Raw genomic sequence first — 15,302 nt, forward strand, 5'->3', positions numbered from 1 at the left:
CTTATTGACCTTAGGGGACATCCTCTAGCTGCTGGATACGAGTTAATTCGCCGGCTTTGTCGGTATAATTTCAAGCTGGGTAGCGATATTGCCAGTTACGCGGTGAGTGAAAGTAAGCAGGTAATCATCCTTATAATAGCTATTGGTATAGCTTCCCGGTTGGTCAGCCCGTTTGAGCTCCAGGATCCGGTAGCCCAGTGCATTAGGCTGCTTGGGGTCGGTAAAGGTCTCTACAGCAGGAACAATAAGAGCCAGCGGCTTGCTTCCCCATAAGGTGAACGAGGTGACGGTAGCCTCCTTGGGGTTGGCTGGAGATGCGCTGACAATAAAGGTCATCTGATAATTCGGATAGCCTAGCTGCAGCTCAATAATATCGCTTACTGCGGCGCCAGTTCCGCCGTTAGTCGCATTGCCGCCAGTAATTCCGTTCACACCGGCAGTGCTATCCGTGCCTGTACCAGGCAAGGTTGTTCTTGCCGTGTTACCAGCCACCCCGGTTGCACCTTGGTTGGCTCCGCCAGTCACTGCAGTTCCACCTGTCCCTGCAGTACCTCCAGCACCACCAACGGCTCCTGCAGTGGCATCGTTTAAAGCGGCCAGAGGATCAGGCATACCGAGTAGGGTGACTTCAGCTGGCTTGCCGAGTATATCCTCAAGCTTTTTACTCGAAAGGCCGATATAGCCCTGCAGGTTCACGTTACCGCTTACGAAGAATGATTTCAGCACAGGGGATCCGTCCGCATCGAATAAGGTCCCGACACCATCGTACATACCGTTTTTGAAATCACCCTTGTACAGGGTTCTTCCTGCCTCATCCATCACTTCGCCTACGCCATGGTATACGTTATTGATAAAGCCGCCTTTATACGTAACGAGGCCTTTATCGCTCGTAGCGACACCTTCTCCGTTATAAGAGCCTGCTGTAAAGGCGCCTTTGTATTTAAGCATCCCGTTTTCATGGAATTCGCTGCCTTCACCCGAAAACTTGCCGTTTTTGAAGGCTCCATCATATAGCATAATGCCTTTGCTGTTGAATAGCTTACCCGCTCCGTTGTATTCGTTTCCGGCAAAATCTCCCTCATACAGCAATATCCCTGTCGTATCGAACAGCTTGCCTGCACCACTGTACTTCCCTGCGTGGAACGCACCATCATATTGGATGCTGCCGTTTGGATAGAACAGCTTGCCCGTACCACCGTATTGGCCATTTTGGAATTCACCGATGTAGCGTACCTTTTGGTCCGGGGTATAGAGAGTGCCAAGTCCATTGTAAGCGTCAGCGACAAATAGTCCTTTGTAAAGCAGTCTACCCTGATCATCGTTCAAGGTACCTGCGCCGCTCTTTTGTCCTTTGTCAAAAGCTCCCTCGTAGAGCAGAACACCTTGTTTGCCGTAAAGTTTACCTGTCCCCGCATAGAGCCCGTCAATAAGCTCGCCTTCGTATCGGGCGCCCTGCTGTTCATCGACAACCTTGGCCTTTCCCGAAAAAACGGAGGTCTTAGGCGTATTTTCCTGCAAGACGGTCGGTCGATTAAACCACTTATTTACAAAAACAGGGGGACGAATAAATATAAAGTAGGAGAGCAGCAAAATGATGAGAAAACAGATCAGCAGCAGACGCTTGGACACATAGTAGTACCCGATTGGCACATAGTTGCTGAGAGAGGATTCCTTGGTTCCCAGTATGGTCTTCAGGAACGCCTGGAATTTTTTGATAAGAGCCATGGTGAATGCTCTGAATTTAAACATAGGCTTCAACATCTTGGTAAATATAGGGGATACAACCGGTCTGAAGATCGTATCCATGGTCTTTACGAATGCATTCACGTTCTCACTCCTATTGCAGGATCGCCCACATGCCAACACGAGGGCTGTAAACCGTATCTTTTCCTAGCTTGCTTATGGCACTTGAATGGTTGCTTGTCCGGGATTGACTACTTGAATGACGCCACCCCAATTGCACATGCATTTGGAGCTGTTGTTGAGGGCGGGCATGTTGGCCACCAGCACGGTCGGAGCGCCTGGCGCCCAGGGTGCCGCTGTAACAGGAATGCAGGGCATAGGGGTTAATACGCCAAAAGCGGCTGCAGTTGCAGCGGCCACTGTGGGGTTAGCCGGAGAGTTGCACATACCAAAAGGCATGATGTTCAGCATCGGTTTGTTATCCATAATATTGGCAATGGGCATGGAGGTCATCACCAGATTGGCAGGGAGCACGTTCAAGGTGCCTGGAGCAGCACCAAAGCTGCATTGCAGCATTGCGCCTCCGCAGACGAGTATACCCATCGAATCTACCACCTTATCCTCATATTAGCGCGTACACGAGCTGTGATTCTATAGTTTCATAGTACTAAATAAAGCGGAAAGCAGCAATAAATTCCTTTTCCTGCTAAGGACTGCAGCAAGATTTGTCGATAAATAAGATGCGGGATTGCTAGAGTTGATGTACTATGAATGTAATGTTATTTAACGTCGGAGGGGTTTGAATTGGTGTCTGTGCAACGTGTTGGAGCTTGTCTTGTCCTGCTCCTTTTGTTGAATCAAGGGCTCATGTTAACGGCGTTCGCTGCTCCTGGGGATCAGATCAAGGATTTGCCATTAAAAGAGGCCATCCAACTGGGTATTAAGAACAGCCAGGAAATTCGGGACGCCAGGTCAGACATAACCAAAAAGAATGCAGAACTGGTACAGACACAGTATGCGGTGCAAAGCGAGGAAGCCAAGGATTCGAGTTTATTCGCCAAGCCGCGGAATTTGAGCAAGGACCTGCAAATTCGTTTAAAAGTTCCAGAAGCACGCAAGCAGCAGCTGATTGCTAATGAGGCAGTGCGAAGCAAGACTTTATCCGTGCAATATGAGATGGAAAAGCTGTATGGGAATGCTCTGCAGGGGCTGCTTGCAGAAAATGCGGCACGTAAAAAGCTGGATGCGGCCAAGAGCCAGGTAGAGGGCGTGAGAAACAAGCAAAAGTTCGGACTAGCCGATCAGGCGGCCCGTGATCAAGCCGAGAAGAGCTTGGAGCAAGCGGCATCGGGCTTGAAGCTGGCGCAGCTTTCGTACAAATCGAGTTTGCTCGCACTAGGGGACAAAGTCGGAATGGATCTGCAGGATGGCGTCAAGTTGTCCTACACACAGGATTACGGTGATCTGAACCAAGCTATGTTGGAAAAATACAGCGTCAATGCTCAAAAGACGAACTTGCCCTTGATTCAGGACCGTGAGGATCGCAGGCTCGCGGATATGAAGGTGGATGTGTCTCGCAAGCTGTATGCCTCCAAGTTCGGCGAAGCCCGCATGCGGGTCATTGAAAGCATGTACAAGGCCAAGGACATAGATTATGACCTGTTCATGGCTGGCTACGATGCTACGCTTGCGGGTATTCAGCAGGATTGGGAGGGCTTTATGTGGCTTGCTATTTTCCCGATTCCGAAGGTGCTGCTGCAGGGTGAGTATGATGGCATTCGTTATTTTGACGATATTCGCCAATCGCTGCCAATTTCGATGATGGATCAGAATAAAGCGATACTGAAGGAAAAAGACAGTCTGAAAAACGTGATATTATCCATTCGTCAATCTTACCTCGATGCCAAAGGTGCGGAGGAGGCTTATGCGCAGACCCTAAGGGAGCGGGATAAAGCGGCAGCTGACGTTGTTGCAGCAGGTCAGAAGTTCAAGCTGGGCTTTATGAAGGCAGAGGAGCTGCAATTGGTGGTGGATGCCAAGGATCAGGCTGAGTTGACGGTGCTTAATAGCTGGATCAGCTACAAGCAGGCGCTGGGCAAGCTGAATGTCGATACGGGTGGCGCAGTTGAGCCTACATATAAGGAAGGGATTTTGCCATACCGTGATATTGATGATGGACTTGCGAAGATCAATCCCGCTACCCCTGAATCGAAGGCTCAGGAAGGAAGCTGGAGTCTCAAGCCGACGATTGGAACATTGATTAGCGAGTTCTCGCTTAAGGTCGACAAGAAGCTGGATGTGACGGATTATGCGTTATTTACAGCGGGAGGCAAACAGATTGGTAAAAAAGAACCGATTCAAAAGCCATTAAGCGAACTCAGCCTGCTGTTCGGTGAGCCAGAGGGCTTGAGGGTCATCTTATATAGGGACAAGGAGATTGTGGCTGAAAGTATTCCTGCCGGTTATGGAACTGCGGGCACACTCAAGCTGGACCCTCCTGGTGAGTTTGCAGCAAATCCTGCCGTTACCGGAGCTGTCGCAGCACCGAAGAAGGGCGAACCAGCAGCCGATGGGGGCACTACGCTGATGATCGGAACGTTTCGGATAGCACTCGATGCGCTGACGACTGAGCTGTATACGGCTGCCAAGGGGACGATGGCCGAATCGGGACAAGGGATATTGATAAAGTCAGAGCTGACAGGCGGCGTATGGGTTTCAGCCGATCAGGTGCTTAACTTGCGGGTCTTGGAAAATCCGAAGGGCGACGCCGTCATAGGGCCGGAGAAGCTGGCTACATTTAAGCTGATGGTTGAGGTGAGTCCTAACGGACAGCTGGCACCGCTTCTTACAGCAGCGCAAATGAACATCGAGCTGGAAACTTTGAAAAAGGAGCAGGAGCAGCTCAAGGCGGACAAGGAAAAGGCGCTTGCAGCGAATAAGGCTGTCGATACCTTGGAACTGTCGATAAAGCTGAAGGAAGCGGAGGCAAAGTCGGCCTTCATACAGGCTTTGTTAGGCGGAAATCAGGCGGCGGCTATCAAGCAGGTTGCACTGCTGAATAACCCGGAGGCACTCGCCAAGCAGCTGGAAGCGGACGTTGCAGCCGCTGGTACCCTGCAGAATGGCGGCAGTGGAGGAACAGGGACTACAGGGGGTACAAACACTGGTGGAACCGCAGGTGCAATTGGAAATTCGGGAAGTGAGGCAGGCAGTGGGGCAACTGGAGGCTCTTCTGGTGGTAACAGCGGAGCAGCACCTGGTGGTACCGGAAACGGAGCAGGAGCAGGCACTGCTGCGGGCGCAGGCGGCGTGGCTGAGCAGGCCGCACTGGAGCACCGCCAGGAAGAGCTGGAACTGGTGGTGAAGCAGGCCATAACCTCTGGAGATGCCCAGGCTGCAGCCGCACAGTTGACATCCCTCATGGAAACAGCTGGCAAGCTGGCCATATTGGAAAGCGGAAGCGCAGATAATATGCAGGCACTGCAGGATGCGCTTATCAAGCTGCAGGATGCACAGCAAACGGCTCAAGGACAGAAGGACACAGGCAAGGTCGAGCAGCTTCAAGGCTCAATCCACTCATTGAACCTGATGCTTCTGACCGTACAGAAGGAAGCTCTCTTTGCCAAGCTAGATACGATTAACGGGTTATCTGCGGAACTGTTGAAGGATGCGCAAGGGAACTTGTCGGCAACGGCGCAGCTGCCGGCAGCTCTGATGGAGCAGCTGGCAGCAGAAAGCAAACAGACGATTGCACAGATCGGCCAAATTGAGCTTGCCAAATATACGCCCGAACAGATGCAGGAGCTTACGGCAGCCACTGCGGAAATTGAACAGTCCTGGGGAGCGCATGCGCGGATTTTTCCGGTAGAAAGTGTCATTTCGCCCAATTTAGTAGTCTCTTTTTCCGCTCCTCCTGTTATAATGAATGAAAAGGTATTTTTACCAGTAAGACCTGTTTCCGAAGCATTCGGAGCTATGGTGATGTGGGATGCTGAACAGCATTCCGTAACGATCAGTCTGGATAACACAACGATAGTTTGCAGCATAGATAATTCGGTCGGTTATGTCGATGGAGAGGCTGTTGCTCTGGAGACCATGCCCGTTATGATAGCGGGGAGAACCTATGTGCCGCTGCGTTTTGTAGCGGAGTTGTTAGGCATGCAGGTAGATTGGGATGACGGTACGAAAACCATTCGGATTTCTGCCGATTAGGACAAGCGAAGGCTTGCGAAATCGAGGCGATGAAGAACGATGAAGAAATGGGTAGTAGCTCTGCTGCTCACAGTGCTGATTGTGGCTTCAGGTTATGTTGTATACCAAAAAAGCGACGTTATGACAAGCTCACCCTGGCAGCGTAATGTGCCGTTGAGCAGTATTTCCAAAGCGATAACGGATAAGCAGAACAACCTCTATGTGATTCATAACTCGAAGAAAAGCATTGTCAAGCTGGACCCGCAAGGGACTGTCCTCTATACCATCAAGACGAATGATACGCTTAGCGACATTCACAGCTTCAACGGACTTGCAGTGGACAACGAAGGCAACCTGTATACGAGTAAAATGACGCTGGACCCTTACGGGCTTGTCGTCAAGTCGGAGCGGATCGTTCGATTTTCTCCAACGGGTCAGGAGGAAGACAGTTTCTTTCCTCTGAGTTATTCCAATCCTGCAGAGGCGAAGCGATTCAGGTATGGCAGCTTGAAATCGTTGGATGTGCAAAATGATGTATTGACCTTCTTTGTCGAGAATGGCGACAAGGTGACTATGTATCGGATGCCAACAGGAGGGGAATTGGGAGCAACGCCCCAACCTGCCGGTTCCTGGCAGCTGCCTGCTGGTAAGTTTGTGGCGGGTGTTGTTGGCAATAACGCCAATCTGGTCTATATCACAGCACGCAGTGGTGAAATATATCGCATTAACGATGGCGGACAGGCCGAGCAGATTTATCCTTTAACAGGCGTCGATCGGACCCGGAGGAACTTCCCTGAGCAATTGCAGCTCGATAAATCAGGTCGTCTGGTGTATATCGACTATAATGCTCAAGCGGTAAGCAGACTGGATCCAGCGCAGCCTTATGTGATCGAAGCGCTGTTAACGGTGGAAAAAGCGAAGCAGCAGGGGATCGACTTATCTTTCGAGGATATGACCGGCATCAGTGTAGGTGCGGACAACGGATTGATCACCATGCACGAAAAGCAAATTATTCGCCAAAATCCGGATGGAACGATCCAACCGCCGATAGTGGAAGGAAGTTATGCTTCTTCACAAATATTTTATAAATGGTTGATTTGGGCGATTGCGCTGGTCGGAGTGCTGCTACTTGGCATCGCGATTAGACTGTTTTACCTACATATCATGCTTCGTCGTATTTCTTTGATGCTGAAGCAGATGATGGTGTTCATTCCGATCATTGTCGGTTCGATGATTTTGCTATCCTATTTTATTTACACCGATTTTACGGAAAAAATGGAGAACGAAACATTGAGCGAGCTGTCCTTGCTGGCGCGAAACGGTCGTAATCTGATAGATGGCGACAAGCTGGAACGGATGAATTCACCGTTGGATTACAAAACCGCCGATTATAAGGTATTCCGTCAAAAGATGGATTCGATCTTTGAGGATACCGGAGACAATGATGACGGAGGATTCTATAAAGCACTGTATAAATACGAGAACGGTACGATATACCGGATGATTGAAGATGCGGACGATGTAAATATGTTCAATCCGTTCCCCAAAACGCCGAAGAACACGAGGGTCGTGGAGCTCGGTACCGTGGAGACCGATCAATGGCAGGATGATACAGGATTCTGGATGTATGCGATTGGTCCTATATTTAACAGCTCTGGCAAAGTTGTCGGTGTGTTTGAAACAAGTAAAAACATGGAGGGTATTTTGCAGCATCGCCAAAAGATTTTGCGCAATATTATCCAGACGATTGCCGTTATTACTTTGGTACTGCTGGCGATTGTGCTGCTGACCTCTTACTATATTCTTTCCTCCATACGCAAGCTGCGTAATTCGGCACTCGCTATTTCCAAAGGAAATTGGGAGACAGTCGTCGATATTCGCACACGGGATGAAGTCGCCGACCTGGGAGACAGCTTTAATGTGATGGCTGCACATATTCGCAGCTACATTGCCAAGGTCACTCGGGTAAGTGAAGCGTATTATCGGTTCGTACCCCAGCAATTTTTGAGGTTTCTGGATAAGGACAGTATTCTGGATGTCGAGCTGGGCGATCAGGTTGAGCAGGAAATGGGCATTTTGATCGTTAATATTCGCGCCTTCTATCTGTTATCCAAACGGTTGACACCCGAGGAAAATTTTAACTTTGTGAACTCCTATTTAAATCGTTTTGGTCCATTTATACGCAATAATGATGGGATGATCAACAAATATCAGGGTGCCGGCTTTATGGCTCTGTTCCCCAAGAGATCAGACGAGGCGCTGCTGGCGGGCATCGGAATCATCAAGGAGTTGGAGATATATAATGCACACCGGGCCAGCTGCAATTACGCACCGATTGACATGGGTATAGGGCTGCATAAGGGTCCGCTTCGACTCGGTATTATCGGAGAGGAGCAGCGGCTGGAGGGCAATGTCATATCCGATGATGTGTATCTGGCGAGCGTATTGGAAAAAATCACCGAGCCGTTAGGTGCGAGTATTCTCGTTTCCAGCTACATTATCGACTCGCTTCAAGCCAAAAGCAGCTTCCAATACCGTAACCTCGGTCTGATCCGGATTGAGGGCAAGGACGAGCCGCTGCAGTTGTATGATGTTTATCAAGGTGAGCCGGATACGCTGAGAGCGTTGAAGGAAAAAACAAAGGCAAAGTTTGAGCAGGCGATATTACTGTATCAGGTCGGACGTTTTTATGACGCAAGAGAGGCATTCCTCCAGGTGATCAAAGCAAATCGACAGGATAAAGCCGCCAAGCTGTACTTCTATTTATGTGATGAATACTTCCAGAATGGTACAACCGAGGATTGGAATGGAACCTTGTCCGTCTCTTAGTCTATTAGAATGGAGCAATCGATCATGAGTAAGGTCATATTTCAGGTGCATGCCATGCAAAATGAGAGGGACGCAGAGAGAGTCAGCCAATTTTTTCTCTCCAAGGATGCTTTTGATGATCAGAACCATACGCCAGGGGAGCTTGTGCATTTTAGCAAATGGCCGCGAGAAAGTCTGCAAATTCCGAACCATCGGCATTGGTATGTGGAGAATGAGGACAAGCAAATTATCGCCGTTATCAGTACACGGGAAAACGAACACAGAACAGGCGGTTATTTGTGGGATTATCTGGTTGTACATAAGGGATACCGCAACCTTGGGATTGCCAAGCAGTTGTATGAGACCATGCTTGAATTTATTGAGCAGCAGAGCGGGCGTTACATCTTGACTTATACATGCGATTTGCCCCAATACGCCTCCGTGCAAAACATGTTCGCGAAGCTCGGATTTCAATTGATTGGTAATTATCCCAACTATTATTATGAGGGTGAAGCCCGGCTTGCCTATTGGAAAAAGCTTTAGCCATGCACCGAACCCACTCTGCAAATCACACACGGTAGGCAAGACAGATTATATAGGATTGGACTTGATGATGTGGCTGGTACTTTATTCCGATTACTTGGGCTGCGTACAGAGGACTCGCGTAAGCTTTGGGTTATGCTGCCGGTCTTTTATTTTGCCGGTATTGCAGAGTTATTAAGCTATACGGCTTTTATGGCACTTTTTAATCAAAGGTTTGGTGTGCAATTCCTGCCATTTGTGTACATGGCAGAAGCGATTATTATGCCGCTTGAGGGCTGGCTGTTGGCCAAGCTGGCGGAAAAGCTGCCGAAGGCTAAGTTGATGCGAACGATGTATCTCCTGATGACAGGGGTCCTGCTGGTCAATGGGCTGATCCTGATTGGCTTTAAAGTAGGAGGTTGGGATTACCAATGGTATTATCCGATCCTGTTTATTTCATCGAACTTTGTCGTTCGCCAGCTGACGCTGCTGCTGTGGAGTACGGCATTTGACCTGTGCCCGACTCAACAGGCTAAACGGTTAATGCCAATATTCGTCGGGGCTGCTACTGTAGGTGGGATAACCGCCGGTTTTATTGCCCAGCAGGTCGGAAGATGGTCGGGTACAGAGGTTGTCTATATACTGGCACCCTTGTTCCTGTTGATTGGTTTGTTCAATTTCCGTAAGGCGATAGCCAGGTATCTGGTCCCTTTAACCCTTAAAGATGACAAGCAGCTGCATAAGCAGGAGCTGGCTGTCCAAGGAGAAGCATCGGCTTTATCCGGCCATTACTATAAGCAGCTGATAAAAAGTCCGTTTCTGCTATGTGCTGTAGGTCTGATGACCTTAATGCCAGCTCTTTATTTCTTAATGGAGTACCAATATTTCACGACCACTGAAAAGGCGTTCCCGATCGAACGTGATTTGACAGCTTATTATGGATTGATCATTACGATCCAATTCTCGGCTTCGCTGCTGCTCCAGACGTTCTCGGGACGGTTAATGAATTGGCTGGGTGCGAGCAACATGCTGTTGGCTATATCAATTGTGTTTATGTTCGGCTTCGGTCTATCCGCCTTATTTCTGGGTACGGGTTACGCGCTGGCTGTTGTATCAGCGACCTATGCACTGTTCTATATTTTACTTTATTATACGGCTGAGCCCTGCTACCAATTGTTCTTCAAAATGCTTCCGATTAATCAGAGGGATGGCATTCGTTATGTATCGCAAGCGATTGCGGCATCCGGCGGTATATTGCTGGGTGCATTGCTCTCCCTCCTGCATTCCAAAGGGATCTTAAGTCTGGATTCCGTTGCGATAATCGGTGTGATTGTCGCCTTATTATTGATCGTGATTGCCTGGTTCGGACGCAGCTTGTATATTAAGGAATTAATCAAAAGCGTGCAGTCTTTTCAAGCCGATTTTTCGGAAATGGCTGTTGCCTTTCTGGGAGGTATGCGCAGCACGAAAATGCTGCAGGGGGTGTTGGAGCATCTCCATAATCCAAATGATTATGTGCGCGAGGTTGCGCTTGAATTGATCGGCAAAGCGAAAGATTCCTCTTACCTGTCAAGGCTGGTCAAGCTCGTCGACGACCATAATCCGCGTATTCGTGTGGCTGCTCTGCGTGCAATGAGCTTGCAAAAGGCAACGATCCAGGAGTTGGTGCAGGTGGCTTCCCTGCTGGAGGATGAAGAAGTCGATGTGAGGGTTGAATGTGTTCGATTGATAGCCAGAGCCGGTCACATGCAAAGTCAGGCGCATTATTTTATTAGGCTGAAGCTGTTGGATACGCATCCCCGCGTCGTCGCAGAAGCGGTCAAGGCGCTGTATGCACTTGGCAGTGAAGAGAGCTTCTCCGCGTGTGATGAAGCCATTATTAAGCTGTTGGATAATGGCGGGGATTGGGCCGTGTATGGCTGCCGTACGGTTGCTGATTTAGGCTTGTCGAGCTACAGCGATTGGGTCATGTCGTTATTGGAGGATCAACGGCCGGCAGTTCGGGTAGCTGCTGCGCAGTGCCTGGGCAGACTGCAATATGATGAAGCGATCGGCTCATTGCTTCCGATGTACCCCATGGCTGACCAAGAGATGCGTAAAGCGATTATCCAGGCACTTATCGATATGGGGGACAAAGGTATTGCCGCGCTAATGGAAGGGCTGCAGTATCCGAATCCTTTTATATGGGACGCTTGTGTCGCCGCACTTGCCCATCTGCTTGACGAGGCCCGAATCCGTGAAACCTTGGTTGACTCATGCATTCAGCGTCTGCAAGGCTCCAATCAGGACAGGGCGCTGTCAGCTGCCATAGCAAAGCTTAAGATGGAAGGCTTGGCGGAGCTGGCCGAGCAGCGATTAAATGAAATTCGCGATGTTATATGTGATGCGGCGTGGGTTGTTCTGGCGAAGCTGGCCGACGAAAGAGTTGTTCAGGTTGTCCGGGAAAGTGTCCAGGATAAGGACGAAGAAATTCGCGAGAACGGCCTTGAGGTATTGGCCGAAGGACTCGGGGATCGCAAGCTTGCCTATGCTCTGCTCGATATGCTGAAGACCTCGACGGACGTGTTAGACCACGGAGAAATCGCCGATCCGAGAGCTGTGATTGAACAGGCTGGCCTGGGATCGGATGACTGGCTGCGGGATATCGCACAACATGCGTTAAGTGAGGAGGAGCAAGCCGTTATGCCGAATGAGAAGAAGCTGTTAACGATGCTCGACAAGGTGCTGTTTTTAAAGCAGGTTTCCTTATTTTCTAATGTATCAGTCGATGAGCTTGGTCTCATTGCCGGCATTACACAAGAGCAGGTATTTCCTGATCAGGCACTGCTGCTGCGTCAAGGGGAAACGAATTCCAACGTATACCTCATTGTAGATGGTCATGTGGAACTTAGCCTTGTAACGAGCAATGGGGGAGAGGGCACCATTGGCGTCTTGGGCGCAAAAGAGGTATTTGGCGAAAGTACGGCATTGGATCAATCCGTATCAGGGGTTACTGCACAGGCGATATTTGATGAGGTTCGCGTGCTGTCACTGGGAGGCGAAGGCTTGGCGAGACTGATCCGGTTGTATCCGGAGATTGGCATTGGCTTACTGCATGCATCAAGTGCGCGTGTCCGTCTGCTTGAATCGATGCTGATGAAGATGGCATAACCCAATGGAAAGCAGGGGATGGTGTGAGCGGCGAGTGTCAACAAATTGAGCTGACAAATAATCTTGAAGAGCTTGCGCGACTGGAAGCTTGGCTAGCCTCGTGGGCAGAACAGATGTCTGTTGATTCAAAGACGTTGTTTCAGCTTAATCTTGTCTGTGATGAATTGGTTACGAATACGATCTTATATGGCTGTCAATCAAGTGTCGCACATTCGATCAGGATCTCGATATGGGTAGATATGGACAATATTGAGCTGACGATTACGGATGATGGGATGGCATTTGATCCGCTATCGCTGCCTTCGCCGGATGTTCAGGCATCTGTGGAGGAGCGCAGGATTGGCGGGTTGGGGATTCATTTTGTCCGGGAATCCATGGATGAAGCTATTTATGAACGAGTCGACAAGTTGAACATACTGCACATGAAAAAAATAGGTTGGAAAACCCGATAGCTAATGTTACAGGTTTTCTACGAAAACTTTTAGGAGGGAAATAGGGGCATGAATGTAACGGAACGAACGGTGGGCGATATTGCGATTGTTGCTATTGAAGGAAGACTGGATGCCAACACATCGGGGGTGCTGGAAGGCACGTTTGTGCAACTGGTTGAACAAGGAAGGACGAAATTCATATTCAATCTTTCCAAGCTTGACTATGTGAGCAGCGCAGGTCTGCGTATATTACTTGTGGCAGCTAAGAAGATGAAGGCGCTTAAAGGCAGTCTGGCACTGATTGAAATGACCGACAATGTTCGCGAAGTGTTTGATATGTCGGGTTTTAGTGCGATTTTCTCGATTTATGCGACTGAGGCTGAAGCGACTCAGGCTTTATCTGAGTAAGCAGAGAGGGATGCCTATAGGCAGGTGACACAAGCATGGGTGAATTACCATATGGCTGGATGCTCGCGTTCCTGGTTTTGCTGCTTGCTTTGGGGGCTGTTGAATGGAGGCGGCGTACGGCTGAAAGAGAGCTGTCGCGCACTTTGCAGCTTTTTGAAGTCAGCCAGGAGATGAATTCAACGATCTATAAGCAGGATCTATTGCAAAAAATTATGGATACGACATCCCGCGTTACGGATGCAGAGGCGTCGTCGGTAATTCTGGTCGACACAGAAAAAGGGGAGCTGTTCTTCGAGCTGGCGCTTGGGGAAAAAGGTGGCCAGATTCGCGAGATCCGGTTGGCAATGGGTGAAGGTATCGCAGGCTGGGTGGCCCAGTCGGGTGAGTCCGTGAAAATCGATGATGCTGCCAGCGATTCGCGGTGGTCCTCGAAGGTAGCCAATCGAGTGGATTATCCGACACGTAACCTGATGTGTGTACCCATGACGAATAAAGGTGAGATTATCGGAGTGCTTCAGGTGTTGAATAAACGCAATGGGAAGCATTTTAGCGATAAAGATTTGAAGCTGCTGCAGTCTATTGCATCACCGACCGCAATATCCTTGGAAAACGCAATGCTGTATGAGGCGTTGGAGAAATCGATTCAAGCATTAAAAGATACGGTTGCAGCCAAAGAGCGGATGGAAAGCGAGCTGCGGATTGCGAGTGATATTCAATTGGGCTTTCTGCCACAGCGTGTGACATCGTTGAGATCGATTCCTGCGCTATCGGATGCTGGCCTGGTCCATGATAGCATGGATGCGCCAACGTCCTCCGAACTGCTGATGGCGGATTGTGTACGTTCGATGATTCGTCCGGCGAGAGAAGTTGGCGGAGACTTTTACGATTATTTTATGGTTGGAGATTCGAAGCTGTTTTTTACACTCGGAGATGTATCGGATAAAGGGATTCCTGCCGCTTTGTTTATGGCGGTCACAATGACGCTTATTAAAGGTAAGATGAAGGCGAATATGACACCCGGACAGCTGCTAACGGAAGTTAATCGGGAGCTGTACAAGGATGAATCGGCGATGTTTGCAACGATATTTTGCGGTGTGCTGGACATGGTGACCGGAGAATTAATCTACAGCGATGGCGGCCATTGCACTCCCTATACGGTTCGTGAGGGTGGAGGTCTGGAGCCGTTGATTGGAGTTAAAGGGCTTCCATTGGGCGTGCTTGAAGATATGGAATATAGCGACAATACAGCCTGCCTGCAACATGGAGAACGAATTCTTTTGTATACAGATGGAATCAGTGAGGCTGAGGATGTACAGTTACAGCAATACGGGATGACGCGCTTGCGGGAGCTTGTAGGTTCGGAGCATCATCTTGAAATGGATGCATTGATGATGCGGATTTTGCAGGATGTTGATTCGTTTACAGCAGGTGCGAAACAATCTGACGATATTGCGATGCTGCTGATTAAGTGTGTGGGCAAGTAACTAATGATTGAATAGAGTCAGAAATATACGCTCCCATTTCAAGAATATGGTATAGTTGAGTTAACGTATTCAACCAGCAGCGTGTTTATCATAAGATAGATTGTGCTTACGAAGTTAGTTTGCTTCGCAAACTCTAAGGAGGTAAAGCATGCATACCCATCAACCACGTCATCATAGTAAATCCAGCACGGAAGCCACATTACAAAAAAAGACAGCAGCGGCAAAGGATCAAGCAAGTCATTCAGCGACAGCAGGTTCTTCCGAGGTGATGAGCTTGCATGAAGTAATTGGAAATCGTAATGTGCAAAGAATGCTGGCCGGTGGTTCTGCGGGCAAAATGCCGATTCAGGCGAAAATGACTGTAGGCCCTGTTGGTGATAAGTATGAGCAGGAAGCGGATCAGGTTGCTGGACAAGTTGTACAACAACTGCAAATGCGGTCTGCTACTGAATCGATCCAGCGCGAATCAGAAGGCGGCGAGCTGGAAGAGGAAGAGCTGCAGATGAAACCGGAGATCGGAGCGATCCAGCGCGACTCAGAAGGAAGCGAGCTGGAAGAGGAAGAGCTGCAGATGAAACCGGAGATCGGAGCGATCCAGCGTGAATCAGAAGGTAGCGAGCTGGAA

Annotated in this window: 10 protein-coding genes; 8 read left to right on the forward strand and 2 right to left on the reverse strand. The window is 49.3% G+C overall.

Annotated features, from left to right (window positions below; translation table 11 throughout):
- Positions 1-42: 42 nt before the first annotated feature.
- Together OB236_RS05985 and OB236_RS05990 are read right to left on the reverse strand one after the other, a co-directional pair.
- Positions 43-1,827 carry an MORN repeat-containing protein gene (locus OB236_RS05985; protein WP_262683189.1) on the reverse strand — a complete coding sequence of 595 codons (1,785 nt, stop codon included), beginning with the start codon at positions 1,825-1,827 and terminating at the stop codon, positions 43-45.
- Positions 1,828-1,899: 72 nt separating this feature from the next.
- Entirely contained in the window at positions 1,900-2,286 is a 387-nt protein-coding gene (locus tag OB236_RS05990) for a DUF4280 domain-containing protein (RefSeq protein ID WP_262683190.1), read from the reverse strand.
- 204 nt (positions 2,287-2,490) lie between these two features.
- On the opposite strand from OB236_RS05990, the gene OB236_RS05995 reads away from it, so the two are divergent.
- From OB236_RS05995 to OB236_RS06030, 8 genes are all read left to right on the forward strand, one after another.
- Entirely contained in the window at positions 2,491-5,895 is a 3,405-nt protein-coding gene (locus tag OB236_RS05995; protein WP_262683191.1) for a stalk domain-containing protein, read from the forward strand.
- Between the two features lie 39 nt (positions 5,896-5,934).
- A complete protein-coding gene (locus tag OB236_RS06000; protein WP_262683192.1) occupies positions 5,935-8,703 on the forward strand; it encodes an adenylate/guanylate cyclase domain-containing protein in 2,769 nt (922 codons plus the stop codon).
- Positions 8,704-8,727: 24 nt separating this feature from the next.
- Positions 8,728-9,225 (forward strand): GNAT family N-acetyltransferase, encoded by a 498-nt coding sequence (locus OB236_RS06005; protein WP_262683193.1) that lies wholly within the window; start codon positions 8,728-8,730, stop codon positions 9,223-9,225.
- A 72-nt stretch (positions 9,226-9,297) separates the two neighbouring features.
- On the forward strand, positions 9,298-12,354 hold the full coding sequence (locus OB236_RS06010) for a HEAT repeat domain-containing protein (RefSeq protein WP_262683194.1): 3,057 nt from the start codon (positions 9,298-9,300) through the stop codon (positions 12,352-12,354).
- 23 nt (positions 12,355-12,377) lie between these two features.
- Positions 12,378-12,806, forward strand: a complete 429-nt coding sequence (locus OB236_RS06015; protein WP_179097458.1) for an ATP-binding protein — start codon at positions 12,378-12,380, stop codon at positions 12,804-12,806.
- A 48-nt stretch (positions 12,807-12,854) separates the two neighbouring features.
- Positions 12,855-13,193: an STAS domain-containing protein gene (locus tag OB236_RS06020; protein WP_076230386.1), complete on the forward strand. Its 339-nt coding sequence runs from the start codon at positions 12,855-12,857 to the stop codon at positions 13,191-13,193.
- A gap of 35 nt (positions 13,194-13,228) precedes the next feature.
- The gene (locus OB236_RS06025; RefSeq protein ID WP_262683195.1) at positions 13,229-14,677 is read left to right on the forward strand and encodes a PP2C family protein-serine/threonine phosphatase; all 1,449 of its coding nucleotides are present in this window, start codon (positions 13,229-13,231) and stop codon (positions 14,675-14,677) included.
- A 148-nt stretch (positions 14,678-14,825) separates the two neighbouring features.
- The coding region (locus OB236_RS06030; RefSeq protein ID WP_262683196.1) for a hypothetical protein at positions 14,826-15,302 on the forward strand (477 nt) is incomplete at its 3' end.

The organism is Paenibacillus baimaensis, from assembly GCF_025567575.1.

Coding starts and splice junctions, on each gene's coding strand:
- OB236_RS05990 (WP_262683190.1), bottom strand. CDS start 2,286: ATGGGTATACTCGTCTGCGGAGGCGCAATGCTGCAATGCAGCTTTGGT.
- OB236_RS06000 (WP_262683192.1), top strand. CDS start 5,935: ATGAAGAAATGGGTAGTAGCTCTGCTGCTCACAGTGCTGATTGTGGCT.
- OB236_RS06005 (WP_262683193.1), top strand. CDS start 8,728: ATGAGTAAGGTCATATTTCAGGTGCATGCCATGCAAAATGAGAGGGAC.
- OB236_RS06020 (WP_076230386.1), top strand. CDS start 12,855: ATGAATGTAACGGAACGAACGGTGGGCGATATTGCGATTGTTGCTATT.
- OB236_RS06025 (WP_262683195.1), top strand. CDS start 13,229: ATGGGTGAATTACCATATGGCTGGATGCTCGCGTTCCTGGTTTTGCTG.